Origin of the sequence: Nocardia takedensis NBRC 100417 (assembly GCF_000308695.1) — a bacterium.
Taxonomy (GTDB): domain Bacteria; phylum Actinomycetota; class Actinomycetes; order Mycobacteriales; family Mycobacteriaceae; genus Nocardia; species Nocardia takedensis.
This window is the reverse complement of sequence record NZ_BAGG01000081.1, coordinates 43986-65729: the sequence shown is the minus strand read 5'-3', so window position 1 is coordinate 65729 and position 21744 is coordinate 43986. Positions and strand designations below refer to the sequence as shown.

19 protein-coding genes are annotated in these 21744 nt (G+C 70.9%); 16 read left to right on the top strand and 3 right to left on the bottom strand.

Translation table 11 applies throughout. The features are described from left to right. The first annotated feature begins 76 nt into the window (after positions 1–76). The 6 genes from ON30_RS41130 (at position 77) to ON30_RS16930 (ending at position 8138) form a co-directional block, all read left to right on the top strand. Complete coding sequence (locus ON30_RS41130; protein WP_245554086.1) at positions 77–2755, top strand: primosomal protein N' family DNA-binding protein; 2679 nt, start codon at positions 77–79, stop codon at positions 2753–2755. Between the two features lie 194 nt (positions 2756–2949). Then, the gene (locus tag ON30_RS16950) at positions 2950–3594 is read left to right on the top strand and encodes a PadR family transcriptional regulator (protein ID WP_040708320.1); all 645 of its coding nucleotides are present in this window, start codon (positions 2950–2952) and stop codon (positions 3592–3594) included. A 129-nt stretch (positions 3595–3723) separates the two neighbouring features. Continuing rightward, complete coding sequence (locus ON30_RS16945; RefSeq protein ID WP_040708319.1) at positions 3724–4698, top strand: esterase/lipase family protein; 975 nt, start codon at positions 3724–3726, stop codon at positions 4696–4698. 154 nt (positions 4699–4852) lie between these two features. Then, entirely contained in the window at positions 4853–5416 is a 564-nt protein-coding gene (gene def / locus ON30_RS16940) for a peptide deformylase (protein ID WP_040708318.1), read from the top strand. Next, positions 5416–6339 (top strand): methionyl-tRNA formyltransferase, encoded by a 924-nt coding sequence (gene fmt, locus ON30_RS16935; RefSeq protein WP_040708317.1) that lies wholly within the window; start codon positions 5416–5418, stop codon positions 6337–6339. The genes def and fmt overlap by 1 nt, the downstream gene beginning before the upstream one ends. A 275-nt stretch (positions 6340–6614) precedes the next feature. Further along, positions 6615–8138 carry an RsmB/NOP family class I SAM-dependent RNA methyltransferase gene (locus ON30_RS16930; protein ID WP_083911455.1) on the top strand — a complete coding sequence of 508 codons (1524 nt, stop codon included), beginning with the start codon at positions 6615–6617 and terminating at the stop codon, positions 8136–8138. Between the two features lie 221 nt (positions 8139–8359). On the opposite strand, the gene ON30_RS16925 is transcribed toward ON30_RS16930, so the two are convergent. Both ON30_RS16925 and ON30_RS16920 read right to left on the bottom strand, forming a co-directional pair. Beyond that, positions 8360–9268 carry an RNA polymerase sigma factor SigF gene (locus tag ON30_RS16925; RefSeq protein WP_051029452.1) on the bottom strand — a complete coding sequence of 303 codons (909 nt, stop codon included), beginning with the start codon at positions 9266–9268 and terminating at the stop codon, positions 8360–8362. Beyond that, the gene (locus ON30_RS16920) at positions 9268–9690 is read right to left on the bottom strand and encodes an ATP-binding protein (protein WP_040708314.1); all 423 of its coding nucleotides are present in this window, start codon (positions 9688–9690) and stop codon (positions 9268–9270) included. Before ON30_RS16920 ends, ON30_RS16925 begins: the two co-directional genes overlap by 1 nt. Positions 9691–9823: 133 nt before the next feature. Here ON30_RS16920 and rpe point away from each other — a divergent pair, with 133 nt between their 5' ends. The 5 genes from rpe to ON30_RS16895 all read left to right on the top strand — a co-directional run bounded on the left by rpe (position 9824) and on the right by ON30_RS16895 (position 13636). Further along, entirely contained in the window at positions 9824–10477 is a 654-nt protein-coding gene (gene rpe, locus ON30_RS16915) for a ribulose-phosphate 3-epimerase (RefSeq protein WP_040708386.1), read from the top strand. 188 nt (positions 10478–10665) lie between these two features. After that, positions 10666–11274 carry a riboflavin synthase gene (locus ON30_RS16910; protein ID WP_040708311.1) on the top strand — a complete coding sequence of 203 codons (609 nt, stop codon included), beginning with the start codon at positions 10666–10668 and terminating at the stop codon, positions 11272–11274. An 85-nt stretch (positions 11275–11359) separates the two neighbouring features. Then, positions 11360–12604 (top strand): bifunctional 3,4-dihydroxy-2-butanone-4-phosphate synthase/GTP cyclohydrolase II, encoded by a 1245-nt coding sequence (locus ON30_RS16905; protein WP_040708310.1) that lies wholly within the window; start codon positions 11360–11362, stop codon positions 12602–12604. 37 nt (positions 12605–12641) lie between these two features. Beyond that, on the top strand, positions 12642–13118 hold the full coding sequence (gene ribH, locus ON30_RS16900; protein ID WP_040708308.1) for a 6,7-dimethyl-8-ribityllumazine synthase: 477 nt from the start codon (positions 12642–12644) through the stop codon (positions 13116–13118). Further along, entirely contained in the window at positions 13118–13636 is a 519-nt protein-coding gene (locus ON30_RS16895; RefSeq protein WP_051029451.1) for a PH domain-containing protein, read from the top strand. Before ribH ends, ON30_RS16895 begins: the two co-directional genes overlap by 1 nt. Before the next feature lie 193 nt (positions 13637–13829). On the opposite strand, the gene ON30_RS16890 is transcribed toward ON30_RS16895, so the two are convergent. After that, positions 13830–15773 carry a gamma-glutamyltransferase family protein gene (locus ON30_RS16890; protein ID WP_040708306.1) on the bottom strand — a complete coding sequence of 648 codons (1944 nt, stop codon included), beginning with the start codon at positions 15771–15773 and terminating at the stop codon, positions 13830–13832. A gap of 219 nt (positions 15774–15992) precedes the next feature. Here ON30_RS16890 and ON30_RS16885 point away from each other — a divergent pair, with 219 nt between their 5' ends. The 5 genes from ON30_RS16885 (at position 15993) to whiA (ending at position 21552) form a co-directional block, all read left to right on the top strand. After that, positions 15993–16397: a hypothetical protein gene (locus tag ON30_RS16885; RefSeq protein ID WP_040708305.1), complete on the top strand. Its 405-nt coding sequence runs from the start codon at positions 15993–15995 to the stop codon at positions 16395–16397. A gap of 58 nt (positions 16398–16455) precedes the next feature. Then, on the top strand, positions 16456–18483 hold the full coding sequence (gene uvrC / locus ON30_RS16880; RefSeq protein ID WP_040708304.1) for an excinuclease ABC subunit UvrC: 2028 nt from the start codon (positions 16456–16458) through the stop codon (positions 18481–18483). A gap of 113 nt (positions 18484–18596) precedes the next feature. Next, positions 18597–19535 carry an RNase adapter RapZ gene (gene rapZ, locus ON30_RS16875; protein ID WP_040708302.1) on the top strand — a complete coding sequence of 313 codons (939 nt, stop codon included), beginning with the start codon at positions 18597–18599 and terminating at the stop codon, positions 19533–19535. Beyond that, positions 19532–20578 carry a gluconeogenesis factor YvcK family protein gene (locus ON30_RS16870; protein ID WP_040708300.1) on the top strand — a complete coding sequence of 349 codons (1047 nt, stop codon included), beginning with the start codon at positions 19532–19534 and terminating at the stop codon, positions 20576–20578. The genes rapZ and ON30_RS16870 overlap by 4 nt, the downstream gene beginning before the upstream one ends. Beyond that, positions 20569–21552: a DNA-binding protein WhiA gene (gene whiA, locus ON30_RS16865; protein ID WP_040708298.1), complete on the top strand. Its 984-nt coding sequence runs from the start codon at positions 20569–20571 to the stop codon at positions 21550–21552. The genes ON30_RS16870 and whiA overlap by 10 nt, the downstream gene beginning before the upstream one ends. The last annotated feature ends 192 nt before the right edge of the window (positions 21553–21744 follow it).

Below are 21744 nucleotides of genomic sequence, written 5' to 3'. Positions count from 1 at the left end.
GTTTCCGGGTTGCGGCCGCGTGACTCGGCCCCAGCGCACAGCGCCGACGACAACAGCGGGACACCCCATCGCGCGGGTGCTCCCGCTGTTGTCGCCCGCGCACCTGGACCGCGACTTCGACTACGTGGTCCCGCCGGAACTCGACGACATCGCCCGCCCCGGGGTGCGGGTGCGCGTCCGCTTCGCCGGCCGCCTGGTCGACGGCTACCTGCTCGAACGTCTCGAACACACCGAGCACACCGGCAAGATGGTGAACCTCGAACGCGTGGTCTCGGCCGAACGCGTGCTCACCCCCGAAATTCTCACCCTGGCCACCGCCGTCGCCCACCGCTACGCGGGCACCCGCGCCGACGTGCTGCGCCTGGCGATCCCGCCGCGCCACGCCCGCACCGAGAACGGCGTCAAGCCCTCGAAATCCCCTCGCGGTGACGCGGATTCCGAAGAACCCGCCGCGGACGCGGGCGAGAAACCGCCGGGAGACGGCGAGTCGGTTGCCGACGTCGAGGGGGCGGGTACCGATGAAGGCACGGTGACCGCCGAAGGCTCGCCGGCGGCGATGGTCTCGCGCGTCGACGCTCCGGGTGGCGCGGAACCGCCCACGGCCGCCGAGTCGGAAGCAGGCGGAGTGGATGCCGAGCCCTCGGCTGCGTCGTCACGCGTCGCCGACGCCGAACCATCCCGTGTCACGGACAGATCGGACTATGCCGACCGATCAGCCGAGCCCGGGACTACTTCGGAAGTCGCGGGGTCGGCGGTGGTCACGCAGGCGGGGTCGGCGGGCGAGATGTCGCACACCGGGAAGGCCCGATCGGCCGAACCTCTGCAGCCGACGGCAAACCAGGGTGGTCGGGCCACCGATTTCGCGGGTTCGGCCCCGGGCGCGGGAGATGCGCGGGGGGAGGAGGACGCGGATTCGGCCGGTGCGAGGGGCCGAGGTTCGGTGCGGGAGAGCGGTGTCGGGGGAGTCGCGGAGGGGGGATCGGGCGAGGCGGAGGGGTTCGAATCAGCGTGCGCTGAAATATCGGCGGTGCGGCGGGGTGACGGGGAGATCGCCCCGGGGGCAGCGGGCGGGGAGGTACGTGCACCGTCTCGGACAGTTAGGGCGATGCGGGCCGTGCCGGAGGTCGGGCCGCCGTCGGAAGGGGCCTTCGATCCGCGTCCGTGGGAGCGGTATACGCACGGCGGGGCGTTTCTGACGGCCCTCGGGGAGGGCAAGGGGGTGCGCGCCGCGTGGCAGGCGCTGCCGGGGGAGGACTGGGCGCGGCGGTTGGCCGAACTCGCGGCGGCGGTGGTCGCGACGGGGCGCAGCGCGATCCTGTTGGTGCCCGATCAACGTGACCTGGATCGGGTGCTCGCCGAATGCGTTCGGCTGGTGGGGGATTCGGCGGTCGGGCTGGCGGCCGGGCTCGGGCCGGCCGCGCGGTACCGGCGGTGGCTGGCGGTGTTGCGCGGCAGCGCGCGGGTGGTGGTCGGCACGCGCGCGGCGGTGTTCGCCCCGGCGGTCGACCTCGGTCTGATCGTGATCTGGGACGACGGGGACGACACCTACGCCGAACCCCGCGCGCCGTACCCGCACGCCCGCGAGGTGGCGATGATGCGCGCGCACGAGGGCGGCACGGCGTTCGTCGCGGCCGGATTCGCCAGGACGGCGGAGATCCAGGCGGTCGTGGAATCGGGGTGGGCGCACGATCTGGTCGCCGACCGCCACCAGGTCCGGCACAGTTCGCCGCGCATCAGCGCGCCCGGCGACTCCGACATCGCCCTGGAGCGCGACCCGATCGCCAAGGCCATCCGCATCCCCGGTGTCGCCTTCGCCGCCGCGCGGGCCGCGCTGAAAGAAGGCGCGCCGGTGCTGGTGCAGGTGCCGCGGCGCGGTTACGTGCCCGCCCTGGCGTGCGCGAAATGCCGGACGCCCGCGCGCTGCCGCCGGTGCAACGGTCCGCTGACGCTGCCGGAAAGCCGTTCTCGGCAGGACGATCCGCAGGCGGCCCGCAGTCCGGCCTGCCGGTGGTGCGGGATCACCGAGGCCGCGTTCCGCTGCCCGACCTGCGCGTCGCGCGCCTTGCGCGCGGTGGTGATCGGCGCGGCCCGCACCGCCGAGGAATTGGGCCGCGCCTTCCCGGGAGTTCCGGTGCGCGGTTCCAGCGGTGGGGCGCTGTTGGATTCGGTGGAGCCGGGGCCGCAGGTGGTGGTCGCGACGGTCGGCGCGGAACCGACGGTGCGCGGCGGCTACGGCGTGGCCCTGCTGCTCGACAGTTGGGCGCTGCTCGGCCGCGCCGATCTGCGCGCCGCCGAGGACGCGCTGCGCCGCTGGTTCGGCGCGGCCACGCTGGTCCGCGCGCACGGGCAGGTCATCGTGATGGCCGAACCGTCGATCCCGACGGTCCAGGCGCTGCTGCGCTGGGATCCGGTCGGCCACGCGCGCGCCGAACTCGAGGCCCGCGCTGAGGTCGGGTTCCCGCCCGCCGTGCGCATGGCCGCGATCGACGGCGCGACCGAGGCGATCGACGACCTGCTGACCCTCGCCGACCTGCCCGCGAACGCGCAGGTCCTGGGCCCGGTCCCGCTGCCGCCGTTCGCCCGCAAACCCTTCACCGGCGATTCGCCCGCCGAGGTCGAACGCATGATCCTGCGCGTCGACCGCCGCCACGGCGCCGCCTTGGCCCGCGCTCTCACCACCGCCCAGGCCCTGCGCAGCACCCAACGCTCCGACGCCCCGGTCCGCGTGCAGATAGACCCCGCCGACATCGGCTGATCCGCCGCCTCGCCGACTTCGGTCGGTCTGCTGTCTCGCCGACTTCGGCCGCTTCGCCGTCCCGCCGTGAGGTGGCCGTGCCCCGGGTTCGTGCTTGCCGTCACTCGGGAATTTCCGGCGGTTCCTTGCGTTGGATGTATTGTCGATATATCGTCGATACTGTGAGAAGAACACAACAGCCTCAGGAGGCAGTCATGGAGAACATCGAGAATCGAGATTTCGGGCGACGTGGTCGCAGGCGTCACCCGGGCGGCGTCGAATTCGGTCCGGAGCAGCGCCTGCACCGTCGCGGTGGACGGCACGGGTTCGGTCCCGAGTTCGGACCGGGTTTCGGCCCGGGGCCGCATTTCGGGCGCGGTCGGGGTCGCGGAGGTCGCGGCAGGCGCGGTGACGTGCGTGCGGCGGTCCTGCTGCTGCTGGCCGAAGGGCCGATGCACGGCTACGAGCTGATCCAGCGCATTCGCGAACGGACCGAGGACATCTGGCGTCCCAGCCCCGGTTCGATCTACCCCGCGCTGGCCCAACTCGAGGACGAGGGCCTGGTCATCATCGACAAGGTCGCCGGTCGCAAGACGGCGGAACTGACCGAGGCGGGCCAGACCTACGTCACCGAGCACAAGGACGAATTGGGTGATCCCTGGACCGATGTCACCAACGACGTCGGCGCCCAGGCGGTCGATCTGCGTGGACTCGTCGGACAGTTGATGGGTGCGGTCGGGCAGGTCGCCGCGGCCGGAACCCCGGAGCAGGCGACCAAAGCCGCCGAGGTGCTGACCGAGGCGCGGCGCGCGCTGTACCGCATTCTGGCCGACGACCCCGCCGAGCCCACCGAGAAGTAACGGTCGCGGAACATTCTGTCGCCGAAACACTCTTTCGGCGTACGGATTTCAGGTCCCTCGGGAGACCATGATGACATGCGACAAACAGTGGGGATCGGGCGCAGTGACATTTCACGATGGAGGCGGGTGATGCTGGTCTGCGTGCTGGCCGGAGCCGGGTTGCTCGGTTCCGGCGCAACGGCGGCGCGGGCCGATGTCGACCTCGACGCTTCACCCGCCTACCACTCGGCCGAGATCCCGCGCGAATACGCTCCGCCGCAGGCGGATCACCTCGCCGCGGCCTTCTATCAACGGGCGCATCCGAACGTCGTCCCCGCCGGGGTCAACGATTTCGGCTGCGTGCCCGACCAGGCGCATCCGCGGCCGGTGGTGCTGGCGCACGGCACCGATTCCACCGCCTACTCCGACTGGTCGGCCATCGGTCCGAGTCTGGTCGAGGCCGGAATGTGCGTGTTCGCACTGAATTACGGGGGCGCGCCCGGCGCGCAGAGTTACGGCACCGAGGATCTGCGCGTCAGCGCCCGCCAACTCGGCGAATTCGTCGACCTGGTGCTCGCGGAGACGGGGGCCGCGCAGGTCGACCTGGTCGGGTTCTCCCAGGGGGCCAACGTCACTCGGTACTACGTCAACAAGTTGGGGGGTGCGCCGAATGTGGGGACCTGGGTCGGGTTGGCCTCGCCCAGCTACGGCGGCGTCATGTACGGACTCGTGCCGGTGGCGCAGGCGATTCCGGGGGCGCTGGAGGTCTTCGCGCGGGTGACCTCGCCCGCCGCGGTCCAGCAGGCCGCCGGTTCGCCGGTGATGGTCGATCTCAACGCGGGTGGGGACACGGTGCCCGGTCCGCGATACGTGACCGTCGGCAGTCGGGTGGACGAGATGATCCAGCCGTTCGCCAATATCGCGCTGCGCGGCCCGGGGGCGGACAACATCGCGATCCAGGACCTGTGCCCGGCGAATCTGACCGGCCACTTCCACATGGTCTACGACCCGTTCGTGCGGGGGCTGCTGCTACGCGCGCTCGATCCCGCCGCCCCCGCGCCCGCCTGCGTCCCGGTCCCCCTCGGCACCGGCATTCCGCAGGTGGTCATCGCGGGCAATTCCTGATCCGGTCGGCTCGGCCCCGCCGAGCCGCACGACCGCGATCGCGCGGCAACCGCACCCACGGGGGCGACGACGGGTCGGCGCGGCTCACTAGAATGGGACGATCCCGTCCTGGACCGCCCGTCCCGAGACCCGTCGAACGCTTCTGGGAGCTGCCGTGACCATTCAGCCCGTTCGCCTATTCGGCGATCCGATCCTGCGTGCCCGTGCGGAGGAGGTCACCGAATTCGATCGTGAGCTGCGTCAACTGGTCACCGACCTCACCGACACGATGTACGACGACGGCGGCGTCGGCATGGCGGCGCCGCAGATCGGGGTCGGGCTGCGGGTCTTCGTCTACGACACCCACGACGCCAAAGGGCACCTGATCAACCCCACCTACACGGTGGTCGGCGACGAGGAGCAGGTCGGCCCGGAGGGCTGCCTGTCGATCCCGGGCGTGCGCTACGACACCCGCCGTGCCCTGCGGGTGCGCGCCTCGGGTTTCGACGTGACGGGCGCGCCGGTGGAATTCGCGGCCGAAGGGCTGCTGGCCCGCTGCGTGCAGCACGAGACCGATCACCTCGACGGCGTGCTGTTCCTGGACCGCCTCGACCCGGCCTCGCGCAAGGAGGCGATGCGCACGATCCGCGAATCGGACTGGTTCACCGCGGGCGTCACCGTGCGCGGTTCGCGGTCGCTGAGCGCGGGGCAGCCCGGACCGTTCGGTCAGGTGCGCTGATGCGGATCGTCTTCGCCGGAACCCCCGAACCCGCGGTGCCCTCGCTGCGCCGCCTGCTCGACTCCGAGCGCCACCAGGTCCTCGCCGTGGTGACCAGGCCGGACGCGGTCGCCGGTCGTGGTAGGAAGGTCACCCGGTCGCCGGTCGGTCAGCTCGCCGACGAGCACGGCATCCCGGTGCTCACGCCGCGCAAGCCCGGCGATCCCGAGTTCGTGGCGCGTCTGACGGAGTTGGCTCCCGACTGCTGCCCGGTCGTCGCCTACGGCGCGCTGCTGCCCGAACGGGTGCTCGACATCCCGCGCTTCGGCTGGATCAACCTGCACTTCTCGCTGCTGCCCGCGTGGCGCGGCGCGGCCCCGGTGCAGGCCGCCATCGACGCGGGCGACGAGATCACCGGCGCGTCCACCTTCCGCATCGAAGCCGGTCTGGACACCGGCCCGGTCTTCGGTGTGGTGACCGAGAAGATCGCCGTCACCGATACGGCGGGCACCCTGCTGTCCCGGTTGGCCGACACCGGCGCGCGCCTGCTGGAGACCACCCTCGACGGGGTGGAAGACGGCACCTTGCAAGCGGTTCCGCAGCCCACCGACGGTGTGTCCTACGCGCCGAAGGTGGATCAGGAGGACGGGCACATCCGCTGGGATCAACCCGCGCTGGCCATCGCCCGCCGGGTGCGCGCGGTCACGCCCGCGCCCGGCGCGTGGACCGAGGTGAACGGCGTGCGCCTCAAGGTCGGCCCGGTGGAGATGGTCGAGGAGGAACTGCCGCTCAAGACGATCGAGGTGCGCAAGTCCGGCGTCTTCGTCGGTACGGCCACCACCGCGGTCCGCCTGGATCAGGTACAGCCCCAGGGCAAACGGATGATGGGCGCGCTGGACTGGGCGCGCGGCGCGCGACTGGCACCGGGCGCGGTGGTCGAGTGACCGGGCGCGAGCAGGGTTCCGGGGGCGGATCGGCGCGCGGTCGGCGCACCGACGGTTCGCCCCGGCCGGACCGCCGCACCGACGAGTCGGACCGGCGTACCGGTCGGCCCGCCCGGCCGGACGGGCGCGACGGCCGTTCCGCCGAGGCACGGCCGCGCAGGGCGAACGGCGCTGCCGCGCAGAATGACTCGCGCGGCGGATCGGCCCCGCGCGGCAAGGAGGAACGGTCCGGCGGGGAACGTCGTGACTCGACCGGCGGATCCCGTCCCGACCAGGTGCGGAGGGACGCGGCGTCCGGTGCGCGAGGTTCGCGGGCCGACGGTCGTGGCGCACGCGGCGGCGCGGGTGACGGCAAGCGTGCTCCGACGGGCGGACGCCGTGGGGCCGAGAGTGGTTCGCGGCGTGGCGGTGCGGATTCCGCAGCGAGCGGGCAGCGCTCGAAGTCGCCCGGGCGTCCGCGTGCGGGGACCGGCGATCCGGTCCGCACGGCGGCCCGTGACGTGCTGCGGGCGGTCCGCGAACGCGACGCCTACGCGAATTTGGTGCTGCCCGCGCTGTTGCGTGAGCGCGGGATCAAGGACCGCGACGCCGCGCTGGCGACCGAACTCGCCTACGGGGCCTGCCGGTCGCTGGGCATGTTGGACGCGGTGATCGCCGAGGGCGCGGGGCGTCCGGTGTCGGAGATCGACGGCCCGCTGTTGGACGTGCTGCGCCTCGGCGTCTACCAGTTGCTGCGCACCCGGATCGGGGCGCACGCGGCCGTGGACACCTCGGTGGAGTTGGCGCGCGCCGAATTCGGTCAGGGCCGTGCGGGTTTCGTCAACGCCGTACTGCGGCGGGCGGGGGAGCGCTCGGCCGAGGAGTGGGTGGCGGCGTTGGCTCCGCGAGATCCGGTGGGGCGGCTGGCCTTCGAGTACGCGCATCCGGTGTGGATCGCGCAGGCGTTCGCGGACGCGCTCGGCGCTCGCGCGGGCGAGCTCGCGGATCTGCTGGCGGCCGACGACGCGCGTCCGGCCGTGCACCTGGTGGCTCGCCCGGGCGCGATCTCCGCCGAGGAGTTGGCCCTGGTCACCGGGGGTGAACCGGGGAAGTGGTCGCCGTACGCGGTCTATCTGGACGGCGGTGATCCAGGTCGGCTGGAGGCGGTCCGCGAAGGATTGGCGGGCGTCCAGGACGAGGGCAGCCAACTGGTCGCCCGCGCGCTGACCCGCGCCGAACTCGACGGCCCCGACACCGGCCGTTGGCTGGATCTGTGCGCGGGACCGGGCGGCAAGGCCGCGCTGCTCGGCGCGCTCGCCGATATCGACGGACACCGCGTGGACGCGGTGGAACCCGCCGAACATCGCGCGGACCTGGTCCGCAAGAGCACCGCCGACCTTCCCGTCGACGTGCACGTGGTCGACGGTCGCCGCAGCGGGCTCACTCCCGGCTACGACCGCGTCCTGGTCGACGCCCCGTGCACCGGGCTCGGCGCGCTGCGTCGCCGCCCGGAGGCGCGGTGGCGGCGCACCCCGGGCGACGTGGCCGAGTTGGTGGTGCTGCAACGCGAGTTGCTGGCCGCGGCCTGGGAACTGCTGCGACCGGGCGGTGTGGTCGTCTACTCGACGTGCTCACCGCACCTGTCCGAGACCGTGGCGGTGGTGGCCGACCTGGTCCGCCGCACCGGCGCGATCCAACTCGACACCCGCGACTGCCTTCCCGGCGTTCCCGACCTGGGCGACGGTCCGGCGGCGCAACTGTGGCCGCACCGCCACGGCACCGACGCCATGTTCCTCGCCGCCCTGCGCAAACCCGTCTGACCCGCGCGCCCGCCGGCGGCCGATGATGGCCGCGAGCGCGCGCCGCGGGAAACCCGCCTGACCCGTGCCGGCCGCCGGGCACGAACCCGGGTCTGTCGGCAGAGGATGGCTGCCCGGGTATGGCACGTTGCGGGGTTCCGAATGTCCAAGACCGGGCGGGCCGGACGCGGCAGACTCGGCGCGTGGCGTCGAACCGGCAGCGGGTGATCGCGTCGGCGACTTCAGTCGCGCTGGGACAGTTCGCGCAACCGGGCCAGCGTCTTGGCCAGGATTCGCGAGACGTGCATCTGCGAGATGCCCATCTGCTGGGCGATCTGGGTCTGGGTCATGGACTCGAAGAACCGCATGGTCAGGATGCGGCGTTCGCGTTCGGGCAGCCCGGCCAGCAGCGGGCGGATCGCCACGTACTCCTCCACCCGGTCGAATTGGGATTCCTCCTCGCCGAGGGTGTCCAGCAGCGAGGCCTCGGTGTCGCGGCCGAGGGAGGCGGCGTCGATCGAACTGGGCTGGTAGGCGTTGCCCGCGATGACGGCCTGGGTGACCTCGTCGGGGTCGACGTCGAGTTCGGCGGCGATCTCCTTGGCGGTGGGCGAGCGGCCCAGCGTCTGGGAGAGGGTGTCGATGGCGGCGCCGATGCGCAGGTGGGTCTCCTTGACCCGGCGCGGCACCCGCATCGCCCACGTGTTGTCGCGGAAATAGCGTCTGACCTCGCCCATGATGGTCGGCACCGCGAAGGACAGGAAGTTCGAGCCGCGGGCGACGTCGAAGCGATCCACCGCGTGCACCAAGCCGACCCGGGCGACCTGGGTGAGATCGTCGAAGGGTTCCCCGCGCCCGCTGAACTTGCGGGCGATGTGGTCGGCGAGCGGGATGCAGCGGCTGATCAACTCCGCGCGGATCGCGGTGTGCTGCGCGGTGCCCGCCTCGGTGGCGGCGAGTTGGGCGAAGATGCCGGCGAGATCGTCGTAACCGCCCGCGACCGAACCGACTTCCTGCACGGTGTCGGCGTCCTCGGCCGAGTCCGCGTCGTCGGGTTCGGGCTCGGCGGGGTTGTGCTTGTCCGGATTCTCGGTGTCGATCGTGTCGGGGGCCGACGCGGCGCGAGTCCGGTCGATGTCCTGCTCCGCCACTACGCCTTCCCCCGGACCCGACGGAACTCGACCGTCGTCGGATATCCGGAAGCCGCCGAGTCGTACGGGTGCTGGGTCGCTTCGACCGAATCGGTGAGGGTGCGCAGCACGTGCCAGCCGAAGCTGCGCTGATCGGGTAGCCCCTCGGTGGCGGCGATCCCGCCGACGTGCACGAGCAGTTCGGATTCACCGATGGTGAACCGGCACAGCAGGCTGCTCTCGGGTAGCGCGATGGCGATCAGCGTCGAGCACACCTCATCGACGGCGAGGCGGATGTCGGCCACCTCGTCGAGGGTGAAATCGCTCAGTAGGACGAGAGTTTCGGCGAGCCCGCGCACGATGGGCAGCTGTGTGACCGACGCGGCCACCCGAATCTCCACGGGGGTGCTGTAGATCCCCTGTTCCGCCGAAATGTTGATCACCCTGTGAAGGCTACCCATTCCGGCGTCGGGCAATCAGCGTCCGGGGGGTGTGCCGCGCCCCGGTCGCCGGTCGCGGGGGGTTCGCCGATCGGTACACTGCCGCGTCGTGACGTTCACCCGCCCGGCCGTGCCGATGATCGCCCCGTCCATCCTGTCCGCGGATTTCGCGAATCTCGCCGAGGAGGCCCGCGCGGTGGCGGGGTCGGACTGGTTGCACGTCGATGTGATGGACGCGCATTTCGTCCCCAACCTCACCCTCGGCCTTCCGGTGGTGCAGAGCTTGGTCAAGGCGACCGACATCCCGCTGGACTGCCATTTGATGATCGAGGACCCGGCGCGCTGGGCCCCGCCCTACGCCGAGGCGGGCGCGCACAACGTGACCTTCCACGCCGAGGCGAGCGACGACCCGATCGCGGTGGCGCGCGATATTCGCGCGGCGGGCGCCAAGGCGGGGCTGTCGGTCAAGCCCGGTACCCCGATCGAGCCGTACCTGGAGATCCTGCGCGAATTCGACACCCTGCTGGTGATGAGCGTCGAGCCGGGTTTCGGCGGCCAGTCGTTCATCCCGGAGGTGCTGGCGAAGGCGCGGGTGGTGCGCAACCTGGTCGACGCGGGTGAGCTGCGGCTGATCGTGGAGATCGACGGCGGGATCAACGCCGACACCATCGAGCAGGCCGCCGAGGCCGGGATCGACTGTTTCGTGGCGGGCTCGGCGGTCTACAACACCGCCGATCCGGGGGCGGCGGTGCGGTCGCTGCGCAGTATCGCCACCTCGCACCGCGGCTGAGTCGCCTGCGCGGCTCCCTGGCCGTACCGTGGATCGCCGTGTCGCACGTCTGTGACGCCGCACATGTTTTCCCCGAACTCCCGTCGTTACGCTGGCGCGGGAGACCGACCGGCGAGTAAGCAGGGAATAGCGATCCGGGATCCGACTGTTCGGTAACGGTAGGTACACAGGCGACAGGAGTGTCAGGGATGTTCACAGGCATCGTCGAAGAACTGGGCGAGATCGTCGCCGTCGAACGGTTGGCCGACGCCGCCCGCCTGACGATCCGCGGCAAGCTCGTGACCTCCGATGCCGGACACGGCGATTCGATCGCCGTCAACGGCGTCTGCCTGACCGTGGTCGACGTGCTCGACGACGGTTTCACCGTCGACGTCATGCAGGAGACGCTGAACCGGTCGAGCATCGGCGGCCTCGGCGAGGGCTCGGCGGTGAACCTGGAGCGCGCCGCGGCGCTGAACAGTCGGCTGGGCGGGCACCTGGTGCAGGGCCACGTCGACGGCACCGGCGCCGTCCTGTCGCGCACGCCGTCGGAGAACTGGGAGGTCGTGCGCATCTCGCTGCCCGAGTCGCTGGCCCGCTACGTGGTGGAGAAGGGGTCGATCACCGTCGACGGCATCTCGCTGACGGTGTCCGGGCTCGGCCGCGAAGCCGGGGCCGAGGGCGACTGGTTCGAGGTGTCGCTGATCCCGACCACGCTGTCGCTGACCAACCTGGGGTCCGCGGGCGTCGGCACGAAGGTCAATCTCGAAGTGGACGTGATCGCCAAGTACGTGGAGCGGCTGCAGCAGCGCGGGTGAACACCCGCGCGGGTGGGTCGCCGGGGGCGCACCACCCAGGCATTACTGTAGTGAGGCACCTATTTCGAGATGGAGCACAGCAGACGTGACCAGGTTCGACACCATCGAGCGCGCAGTCGCCGATATCGCCGCGGGTAAAGCGGTCGTCGTCGTCGACGACGAGGACCGCGAGAACGAGGGCGACCTCATCTTCGCGGCGGAGAAGGCCACCCCCGAACTGGTGGCGTTCATGATCCGCTACACCTCGGGCTACATCTGCGTTCCGCTCATGGGTGACGACTGCGACCGGCTGGGCCTGCCGCCGATGTTCGCCACGAACCAGGACAAGCACGGTACCGCCTACACCGTCTCGGTGGACGCGCGCGAGGGCATCACCACCGGCATCTCCGGCGCGGACCGCGCCACCACGATGCGCCTGCTGGCCGATCCCGACGCCAAGGCCGACGATCTGACCCGCCCCGGCCACGTGGTGCCGCTGCGCGCCAAGGACGGCGGGGTGCTGCGCAGGCCCGGGCACACCGAGGCCGCGGTCGACCTGGCCAGGATGGCCGGGCTGCGGCCCGCCGGGGTGATCTGCGAGATCGTCAGTCAGAAGGACGAGGGCTACATGGCCCGCACCGAGGAACTGCGCGTCTTCGCCGACGACCACGACATCGCGCTGATCTCGATCGCCGACATGATCGCGTGGCGGCGCAGGCACGAGAAGCAGGTCGTCAGGGTCGCCGAGGCGCGCATCCCGACGGCGCACGGCGAGTTCATGGCCGTGGGCTACCAGAGCATCTACGACGAGGTCGAGCACGTCGCGTTGGTGCGCGGCGACATCACCGACGGCGAGGACGTGCTGGTCCGGGTGCATTCGGAGTGCCTGACCGGCGACGTGTTCGGTTCGCTGCGCTGTGACTGCGGCCCGCAACTGGACGCGGCGCTGGAGATGGTGGCCCAAGAGGGCCGCGGCGTGGTGCTCTACATGCGTGGGCACGAGGGCCGCGGCATCGGCCTCATGCACAAACTCCAGGCGTATCAGCTCCAGGATTCCGGGCACGACACCGTCGACGCCAACCTCGAGCTGGGTCTGCCCGCCGACGCCCGCGACTACGGCACCGGCGCGCAGATCCTGGTCGACCTGGGGCTGCGGTCGATGCGGTTGCTGACCAACAATCCGGCCAAGCGGGTCGGCCTGGACGGTTACGGCCTGAAGATCACCGAGCGGGTGCCCATGCCGCTGCGCGCCAACGCCGAGAACCTGCGGTATCTGCGGACCAAGCGGGACCGGATGGGCCACGACCTGATCGGCCTGGACGAGTTCGACCTGGGCGAGACGGCCCAGTGACGGCGACCGGCGGCACGGAACGAGAGAGCGGACAGCGATGAGCGGCACCGGCGTACCCAGTTTCGAGTTGGCGGATGCCAAGGACCTGAAATTGGGCATCGTCGCCTCGCGGTGGCACACCACGATCTGCGACACGCTGGTGGCCAACGCCGAGCGCGTCGCGAAGCAGGCCGGCCTCACCGAGGTCACCGTGGTGCGTTGCGCCGGGGCGATGGAGTTGCCGGTGGTCGCGCAGGAATTGGCCCGCACCCATGACGCCGTGGTCGCGCTGGGTGTGGTGATCCGCGGCGGCACACCGCATTTCGAGTACGTCTGCGACGCGGTGACCGCCGGGTTGACCCGGGTGTCGCTGGACGCGGCCACGCCCGTGGCCAACGGCGTGCTCACCACCGACACCGAGAAGCAGGCGCTCGATCGCGCGGGTCTGCCGGGTTCGGCCGAGGACAAGGGCGAGCAGGCGTGCGCCGCCGCCCTCGACGCCGCGCTCACCCTGCGCGCGCTGCGGCAGCGCTGATGCCCGACGCACGGATCTGGCGCAGGGGCGCCCCGGAGTCCGCGGCCGCCGCGGAGTGGGAGATGCGGGTGCGTCCGCGGCGCGCGGTGCGCACGGCGTGGATCGTGGCGGTGCTGCTGATCGTCGTGTTCGCGATCGGCGGCATCTGGCTCAAGTCGGGCTCGACCGGGGTGAAGTTCCGTTTCATCGACCAGGTGGCGATGGTCGGGATCGGCGTGCTGCTCGCGGGCTGCGTGCTGATGCTGACCCGGCCGCGGGTGCGCGCGGGCGCGGCGGGCGTGTCGGTGCGCAACGTCCTGGGTGACAGTGATTTCGCGTGGCAGCACATCCGCGGCGTCAGTTTTCCCGAGCGCAAATCGTGGGCGCGGCTGGAACTGGTGAACGACGACTACGTGCCGATGCTGGCGATCCGGTCCAACGACGGCGAGCACGCGGCGCGGGCGATGGAACGACTACGCGAGCTGGGGGCGAAGTACGCCGAGCCGAATCCGCAGGGGGAGAACGACTCCGGCCGGTGACGCGCGTCGCGGGCCCGGATATCCTCGCGGAATGACTCCGGCCGCCGACCTGCTCGCCGCCGCCTTCGCCGACGATCCGCTGATGATGTGTCTGATCTGGCCCGATCCGCGGCGGCGGCGCTTAACGCGTCCACCCCACGCACCGGGACCGGCGGCGTCGAGGGGTTTCCGCCGCCGGTCCCGGCGCGACGTCTCAGCCGCTGTCGCCGAGGACGAGCCCTTCGCGGCGGGGATCGGCGCCGCCGATCCAGCCGGGGCCGTCGCGTCGGATCGCGCTGAGACCACTGGTCTGCGGCGCGACCGAGACCTGATGGCCCAGTTCGCGCAACCGCCGCACCAGCGGGTCGTTGTCACCGTTTCCGGTGGCGTCGATGAGGGGGTGTTCGCCGCCGACTCCGGTGGCCGCGGAGTTGGCCGATCCGAAGGAGACCGCCGAGACGGCCTGCTGTGGGTCCAGTCCCCAGTCCAGCATGTTGACCAAGGTCTTGACGACGAACTGGATGATGACCGCGCCGCCGGGCGAACCGGTGACCGCGGTGAGTTCGCCGCGCGCGCCGTCGGGTCCGCGCTCGAAGACCAAGGTCGGGGCCATCGAACTGCGCGGGCGTTTGCCGGGTTGCAGTCGGTTGGCGACCGCGACCCCGTCGGAGCCCACCGGATCGGCGGCGAAGTCGGTGAGCTGGTTGTTGAGCACGAATCCGTCGACCATGTGGAACGACCCGAAGGCGGATTCGACGGTGGTGGTCATGGCGGCGGCGTTGCCGTAGCGGTCCACGACGGAGATGTGGCTGGTGCCGTGTTCGGGCGGTTGCGGGCCGAGGCCGAGCGGGACCGGGCCGAGGTCGCCGGGCTGGGCGGTCCCCATGCTGCGGCCCCGATCGATGAGCGCGGCGCGCTGCTTCAGATAGGTCGGATCGACCAGGGCCTGGGGCGAATTGCCGGGCAGCGGCACGAATTCGGGATCGGCCACGTACTTGTTGCGGTCGGCGTAGGCGAGTCGCTCGGCCTCGGCGATCAGGTGCACGGCCTCGGCGCGCGGGACGCCACCGTCGGCGTCGACACGTTCGGGACCGAGGGCGGCCAGGTCGAAGTTCTCCAGGATGCCGAGGGTGGCGGCGACGGTGGTGCCGCCCGAGGACGGCGCGGGCATCCCGCAGATCTCCCGACCGCGGTAGCCCGTGCACAGGGCGGTGCGTTCCACGGCTTTGTACGCCGCGAGGTCGGTGGTGCTCAGCTGACCCGGTGTGCGTCCGCCCGCGGTGGACCCGACCGCGGCGACGATGTCCTGGGCGATCTCGCCGGTGTAGAACGCCTGCGCGCCGTCGGAGGCGATGGCTCCCAACGTCTTCGACAGCGCCGGGTTGGTCAGCATCGTGTCGGCGGCCTTCGGGCTGCCGTCCGGATTCAGGAAGTAGGCGCGCGCCGTCTCGTCGCGGCCGAGTTCGGCGGCCGATTCGGCGATCTGGCCCGCCAGGCGCGCGCTGATGGGGAAGCCGCGATCGGCCAGGCCGATGGCGGGGTCGAACAGCTCGCGCCATCCGAGCCGGCCGTGGGCGGCGTGGGCCTGTTCGAGCATCCGCAGCACGCCGGGCACGCCGATCGAGCGGCCGCTGGCGCGGGCGCTCGGGGTGGGTTCGACGCGCTCGGTGTCGCTGATCCAGCGCAGGTAGTTCTCGGTGGCCGCGGCGGGGGCGGTCTCGCGGCCGTCGTAGGCGGCGACGGTGCGTTTCGCCGCGTCGTAGTACACCAAGAACGCGCCGCCGCCGATGCCCGAAGCCTGCGGTTCGACCAGGCCGAGGACCATCTGCGCGGCGACGAGCGCGTCGGCAGCGGTGCCGCCGTCGCGCAGGACCTCGCAGGCCGCTTTGGTGGAGATCGGGTTGGCGGTGGAGACGGCGAAGGTGGCGGTGCGCACGGGAGTCATGCCGGTGCGGTAGCCCGAGGCGATCTCGGGATCGGTGGCGAGATTCGTGGTCGTGTTCGCACCGCGCGGCGCGGCGGTGATCGGGGTGCCGTTGGGGGTGGCCACGCAATCGATCGCGGCCGGATCGTCCTCGATGGAGCAGCCCGCCAGTGTTCCGGCGACGAGCAGCGTGGCCGCCAGAGCCCCGATCCAGGCGTGTCGCGCTCGGTTCATCTCGGAACTGTAACCCCGGATGGCCGGTGAGGCAGCGCTTTCCGTGGGCATCGGCCGAACCGCGTGGTCGGGCGCGAACTGCGGACAAGCAGCGAACCGACCGGTAAAATTGTGATGCGGATCACATGAGGTGGAACTGCCTGTTCGCTGACGAGAACTGCATTACCGTTCGCTGGCAGACGTCCGATGAGGGACGAAGGCCCGACCCTGGGGGTTGCGATGACAGTCGTCGACACGTTCACCTACGAGCGGGCGGCCGCCCTGCCCGCCGCTGTCCGCGAAGCACGGGAGGCGGCCTTCGGTCTGGCCGCCTTCGGCATCGCCTATCCCGTCGTCCTCGGCGTCACCATCGGCGGCGGCGCGGCGGGCACGGGCGCCCTGCAATTCGCGCCCGGCGTGCTGCTGGGGATCGTGGCACTCGGCTTCGGCAGCGGCGACGCCCTGCTGCGCCGCCTCGCCCTGATCCTGGCCGCCGTGCAGATCGTGCTTGGTCTGCGAGTCGCGGGCGAGGTCGATCTCGGAGTGATCCCGGTGCTGACGGTGTTCTACGCGTGGATCGTCTCCGGCGCGGTGGTCCACCTGCTGCGGCGACCGCAGGCGAAAGAGTGGTTCGGCGTGAGCTGAACGCGCCGCCGACCGCGCCACCGGCGGACCTGTCGGGGGCCGTCGATACGCTGGTCGGGTGGCAGATCCAGCGACCTACCGGCCCGCCCCGGGCACGATTCCCGTCGAACCCGGCGTCTACAAATTCCGGGACGCGCACGGGCGGGTCATCTATGTCGGCAAGGCCAAGAGTCTGCGGTCGCGTCTGAATTCCTATTTCGCCGACGTGGTCTCGCTGCACCCGCGCACCAAGCAGATGGTCACCACCGCCGCCGCGGTCGAATGGACGGTCGTCTCCACCGAGGTGGAGGCGTTGCAGCTGGAATACAACTGGATCAAGGAATTCGATCCGCGCTTCAATGTCCGCTACCGCGACGACAAGTCCTACCCGGTGCTCGCGGTCACGCTGAACGAGGAATATCCGCGGTTGTTCGTCTATCGCGGCGCGCGCAAGAAAGGGGTCCGCTATTTCGGTCCCTACGCGCACGCGTGGGCGATCCGCGAGACCTTGGACCTGCTGCTGCGGGTCTTCCCCGCGCGCACCTGCTCGAACGGGGTCTTCAAGCGGCACAGCCAGATCGGGCGGCCGTGCCTGCTCGGCTACATCGACAAGTGCGCCGCGCCGTGCGTCGGCCGGGTCAGCGCCGCCGAACACCGCCGCATCGTCGAGGATTTCTGCGACTTCCTGGCGGGGCGGACCGACCGGATGGTGCGTGAACTCGAGCGCCGGATGCACGAGGCCGCCGAGGATCTCGACTTCGAGAACGCCGCGCGACTGCGCGACGACGTCCAGGCCCTGCGGCGCGCGCTGGAGAAGCAGGCGGTGGTGCTGGGCACCGGCACCGACGCCGACGTGATCGCCTTCGCCACCGACGAATTGGAGGCGGCGGTGCAGATCTTCCACGTCCGCGACGGGCGTGTGCGCGGCCAGCGCGGCTGGGTGGTCGACAAGGCGGGCGACGCGCTCGACGCCGCCGAGGCCGGCGGCGTCACCGCCGCGTTGGTCGAACAGTTCCTCACCCAGTTCTACGGTGAGCAGGCCGCCTACGCCGACCAGAGCCCCGGCGAGCAACCCGCCGCGCTGGTGCCGCGCGAGGTGCTGGTGCCCGAACTGCCCGCCGACGTCGAACAACTCCAGCAGTGGCTCGGCGAATTGCGCGGTTCGGCCGTCACGCTGCGGGTTCCGCAGCGCGGTGACAAGAAGGCGCTCGCCGAGACGGTGCAGCGCAACGCCCAGGAAGCCCTCGCCCAACACAAACTCAAGCGCGCGGGCGACCTCACCTCGCGCTCGGCCGCGCTCCAGGACATCCAGGACGCACTCGAACTCGATTCCGCGCCACTGCGGATCGAATGCGTCGACATCAGCCACGTGCAGGGCACCGACGTGGTGGCCTCGCTGGTCGTGTTCGAGGACGGCCTGCCCCGCAAATCCGAGTACCGCCACTACGCGATCAAGGAGGCCGCGGGCGAGGGCCGCTCCGACGACGTGGGCAGCATCGCCGAGGTCACCCGCAGACGCTTCGCGCGGTTGCGCCGCGAACGCGACGAGGCCGAGCGCGAGGAACTCGACGGCGCGCAGGCCCCCGAGAGCGCGCCGGGGCCGGGGGAGACGGCGGATCTGGTCAGCAGGCCCGGCATCGACCCGAACACCGGGCGACCGCGTCGGTTCGTCTATCCGCCGAACCTCTACGTGGTCGACGGCGGCGCGCCCCAGGTCGCCGCGGCCGCCGAGGTCCTCGACGAACTCGGCATCACCGACGTCGCCGTCGTCGGTCTGGCGAAAAGGCTCGAGGAGGTGTGGGTTCCGGGCGAACCCGATCCGGTCATCATGCCGCGCAACAGCGAAGCGCTGTTCCTGTTGCAGCGGGTGCGCGACGAGGCGCACCGATTCGCCATCGCCTTCCACCGCAGCAAACGCTCGCGCCGGATGACGGCCTCGGCGCTGGATTCGGTGCGCGGACTCGGCGCGGCGCGCCGGACCGCGCTGGTCACCCATTTCGGCTCGGTCGCCAAGTTGAAGGAGGCCACCGTGGAACAGATCGTGGAGGTACCGGGCATCGGCGTGGCAACCGCCAAGGCGGTGCTCGCGGCCCTGCGCGAGGAATAGGCCCCGTATCGGTGCACCCCGCGTCGTGCCATCGCGTACGTTGTGTGTCTGCGCCCGATACCGAAACCCGGTGCGAGATGATCGAAAGGCACCCCACACAGATCCGGTAGGACATGACACGCGTCGAATCGAACAGTAGTGCGGGCATCCGGCCCGCGGCGGGCAGTGGAATCCAGGTCGAGGTAGTCATCGTCACCGGGCTCTCCGGTGCGGGTCGCGGCACCGCCGCGCGCGTGCTGGAGGACCTCGGGTGGTACGTCACCGACAATCTGCCGCCGGAACTCTTCGGCCGCATGGTCGAACTCGGTGTCTCGGCCGAGCCGCCCATCACCCGCCTCGCGCTGGTGATGGATGTGCGCAGCCGATTCTTCACCGACGACCTCACGGTGGTGATCGAGCAGTTGCGCGCCCTCGGGGTGCGCACCAGGGTGTTGTTCCTGGAAGCCTCCGACGACGTGCTGATCCGGCGGTTCGGATTCGCGCGACGGCGGCATCCGTTGCAGAGCGAGAGCGCCGACGGCACGCTCTCGGCGGGCATCGCGGCCGAGCGGGTGCGCCTGTCGCCGGTCAAGACGGCCGCCGATCTGGTGATCGATACCACCGAACTGTCGATCCACCAGTTGCACCGCAGGATGGAGGAGGCCTACGGCGGCGGCGCACCGGCCGCGCTCCAGGTGACGGTGCAGTCCTTCGGCTTCAAGTACGGGGTTCCGCTGGACGCCGACATGGTGTTGGATGTGCGTTTTCTACCCAATCCGCATTGGATTCCCGAGCTCAGGGAACATACCGGACAGGAGAGCGTGGTCAGCGAGTACGTGCTGTCGCGTCCCGGCGCGGCGGACTATCTGAAGACCTGCCACCACCTGGTCGACCTGACGACGACGGGTTACCGCCAAGAGGGGAAGCGATACATGACGGTGGCAGTGGGCTGCACCGGAGGCAAACACCGCAGCGTGGCGATCGCCGAGGCGCTGGGTGAGGCGATGAGCGCCGAATCCGACGGCGCCGCCGACGTCGTCCGCGTGGTCCACCGGGACCTGGGGCGCGAGTGACGGGGCGCGAGGCCGACCCCGCGATCGTGGCGCTCGGCGGCGGACACGGCCTGTACGCGACGCTGTCGGCGGTGCGACTGCTCACGGCGAAGATCACCGCGGTGGTGACGGTGGCCGACGACGGCGGCTCCTCGGGGCGGCTGCGCTCGGAACTGGGCGTGCTACCGCCGGGCGACCTACGCATGGCGCTGGCCGCCTTGGCCGAGGATACGGAGGGCGTGTGGGCGCGCACGGTGCAGCACCGGTTCGGCGGAACCGGTGCGCTGGCAGGACATTCGGTCGGTAACCTGATCGTCGCCGGCCTCACCGAGGTGCTCGGCGATCCGGTCGCCGCGCTGGACGAGGTCGCGAAGATGTTGCGTATCACCGGCCGCGTGCTACCGATGTCACCGATCGCGTTGGACATCGAGGCCGATGTTTCTGGCCTCGAAGCCGATCCCCGGGTGAGCCGCTGCATTCGCGGACAGGTTGCTGTGGCGACGACGCCGGGGAAGGTGCGCCGGGTCCGGCTGATCCCCTCGGATCCGCCCGCGAGTCCGCAGGCCACCTCGGCGATCGAACACGCCGACGTGGTGGTTCTCGGCCCGGGATCGTGGTTCACCAGTGTGATACCGCACGTTCTCGTACCGGAACTACGCGACGCGCTGGTGTACACGCGTGCCAGAAAAGTCCTGGTCCTGAACCTGGCGGCGGAACCGGGGGAGACGGCCGGTTTCAGCGCCGAGCGGCATCTGCATGTATTGTCCCAGCACGCACCGGAATTCGTGGTCGATGAAGTTCTGGTCGACGCGGGCTCGGTTCCGGAGGGCCGGGAACGCGAACATGTGGCCAGGGCTGCCGAACAGTTGCGGGCACGAGTAACCTTCTCCGAAGTCGCCGAAGCGGGAACGGACCGGCATCACCCCGGAAAGCTTGCCGCCGCACTGGATCAGCTGATCCGGCAACCTCGGCCGCAAATGGCAGGGCTTCGAGTCGAAGGACGGCACATGGGCGCGGATGTGCGGTCCGGGTTGGGTGGAAAGGAGCGCGTCTCGTGGCGATGACAGCCGAAGTGAAAGACGAGCTGAGCAGGCTCGCGGTATCGCAGGTGAGTTCCCGCAAGGCGGAGTTGTCCGCCCTGCTGCGGTTCGCGGGCGGCCTGCACATCGTCGGCGGACGAGTGATCGTCGAAGCCGAGGTGGACATGGGCTCCATCGCGCGTCGCCTACGCCGGGAGATCTTCGAGCTGTACGGCTACGGGTCCGACGTGCACGTCCTCGGTGCCGGCGGGTTGCGGAAGACTTCGCGCTACGTCGTGCGCGTGTCCAAGGAGGGCGAGGCGCTGGCCCGCCAGACCGGACTGCTCGACGTGCGGGGGCGTCCGGTGCGCGGTCTGCCCGCCCAGGTGGTCGGCGGCAGCATCTCCGATGCCGAAGCCGCTTGGCGCGGTGCGTTTCTCGCGCACGGCTCGCTGACCGAACCGGGCCGGTCCTCGGCGCTCGAGGTCAGCTGCCCGGGCCCGGAGGCGGCGCTGGCGTTGGTGGGTGCGGCCCGGCGGCTCGGCATCACGGCCAAGGCCCGCGAGGTGCGCGGCACCGACCGGGTCGTGGTCCGCGACGGCGAGGCCATCGGCGCGCTGCTGACCAGGATGGGCGCCCAGGACACCAGGCTCACCTGGGAGGAGCGCCGGATGCGCCGCGAGGTGCGGGCCACGGCGAACCGACTGGCGAACTTCGACGACGCGAACCTGCGGCGCTCGGCGCGCGCGGCGGTGGCCGCGGCGGCGCGCGTGGAACGCGCGTTGGAGATCCTCGCCGAAGACGTGCCCGATCATCTGGCGGCGGCGGGCCGGTTGCGCGTACAGCACCGGCAGGCGTCCCTGGAGGAATTGGGTCAGCTCGCCGAACCGCCGATGACCAAGGACGCGGTCGCGGGCCGGATCCGTCGCCTGCTGTCGATGGCCGATCGGCGGGCCAAGGATCTCGGGATTCCCGACACCGAATCCGCGGTCACCGCGGAACTGCTCGACGACGCCTAGGCGCGACGTACGGGACACGGCCGGCTCCACGGAGCCGGCCGTGTCCGTTTCGTCCGGGATCGTTCCCGGTGTCGCGCGCCGGTGAACTCGCCGTTCGCGGGGCGGCGGGCGCACGTCTTAGGTGCTCACGAATGCCAGGTGCATGTCGGAGAGGTTCCCGGCGGGCATTAGGGTGAGGGGGGCATCGGAATG

Excerpts from the sequence above, each read along its gene's own strand:
- ON30_RS16950 (WP_040708320.1), top strand. The coding sequence starts at position 2,950 with ATGGAGAACATCGAGAATCGAGATTTCGGGCGACGTGGTCGCAGGCGT.
- ON30_RS16945 (WP_040708319.1), top strand. The coding sequence starts at position 3,724 with ATGCTGGTCTGCGTGCTGGCCGGAGCCGGGTTGCTCGGTTCCGGCGCA.
- fmt (WP_040708317.1), top strand. The coding sequence starts at position 5,416 with ATGCGGATCGTCTTCGCCGGAACCCCCGAACCCGCGGTGCCCTCGCTG.
- rpe (WP_040708386.1), top strand. The coding sequence starts at position 9,824 with ATGATCGCCCCGTCCATCCTGTCCGCGGATTTCGCGAATCTCGCCGAG.
- ON30_RS16910 (WP_040708311.1), top strand. The coding sequence starts at position 10,666 with ATGTTCACAGGCATCGTCGAAGAACTGGGCGAGATCGTCGCCGTCGAA.
- ribH (WP_040708308.1), top strand. The coding sequence starts at position 12,642 with ATGAGCGGCACCGGCGTACCCAGTTTCGAGTTGGCGGATGCCAAGGAC.
- ON30_RS16895 (WP_051029451.1), top strand. The coding sequence starts at position 13,118 with ATGCCCGACGCACGGATCTGGCGCAGGGGCGCCCCGGAGTCCGCGGCC.
- ON30_RS16890 (WP_040708306.1), bottom strand. The coding sequence starts at position 15,773 with ATGAACCGAGCGCGACACGCCTGGATCGGGGCTCTGGCGGCCACGCTG.
- ON30_RS16885 (WP_040708305.1), top strand. The coding sequence starts at position 15,993 with ATGACAGTCGTCGACACGTTCACCTACGAGCGGGCGGCCGCCCTGCCC.
- rapZ (WP_040708302.1), top strand. The coding sequence starts at position 18,597 with ATGACACGCGTCGAATCGAACAGTAGTGCGGGCATCCGGCCCGCGGCG.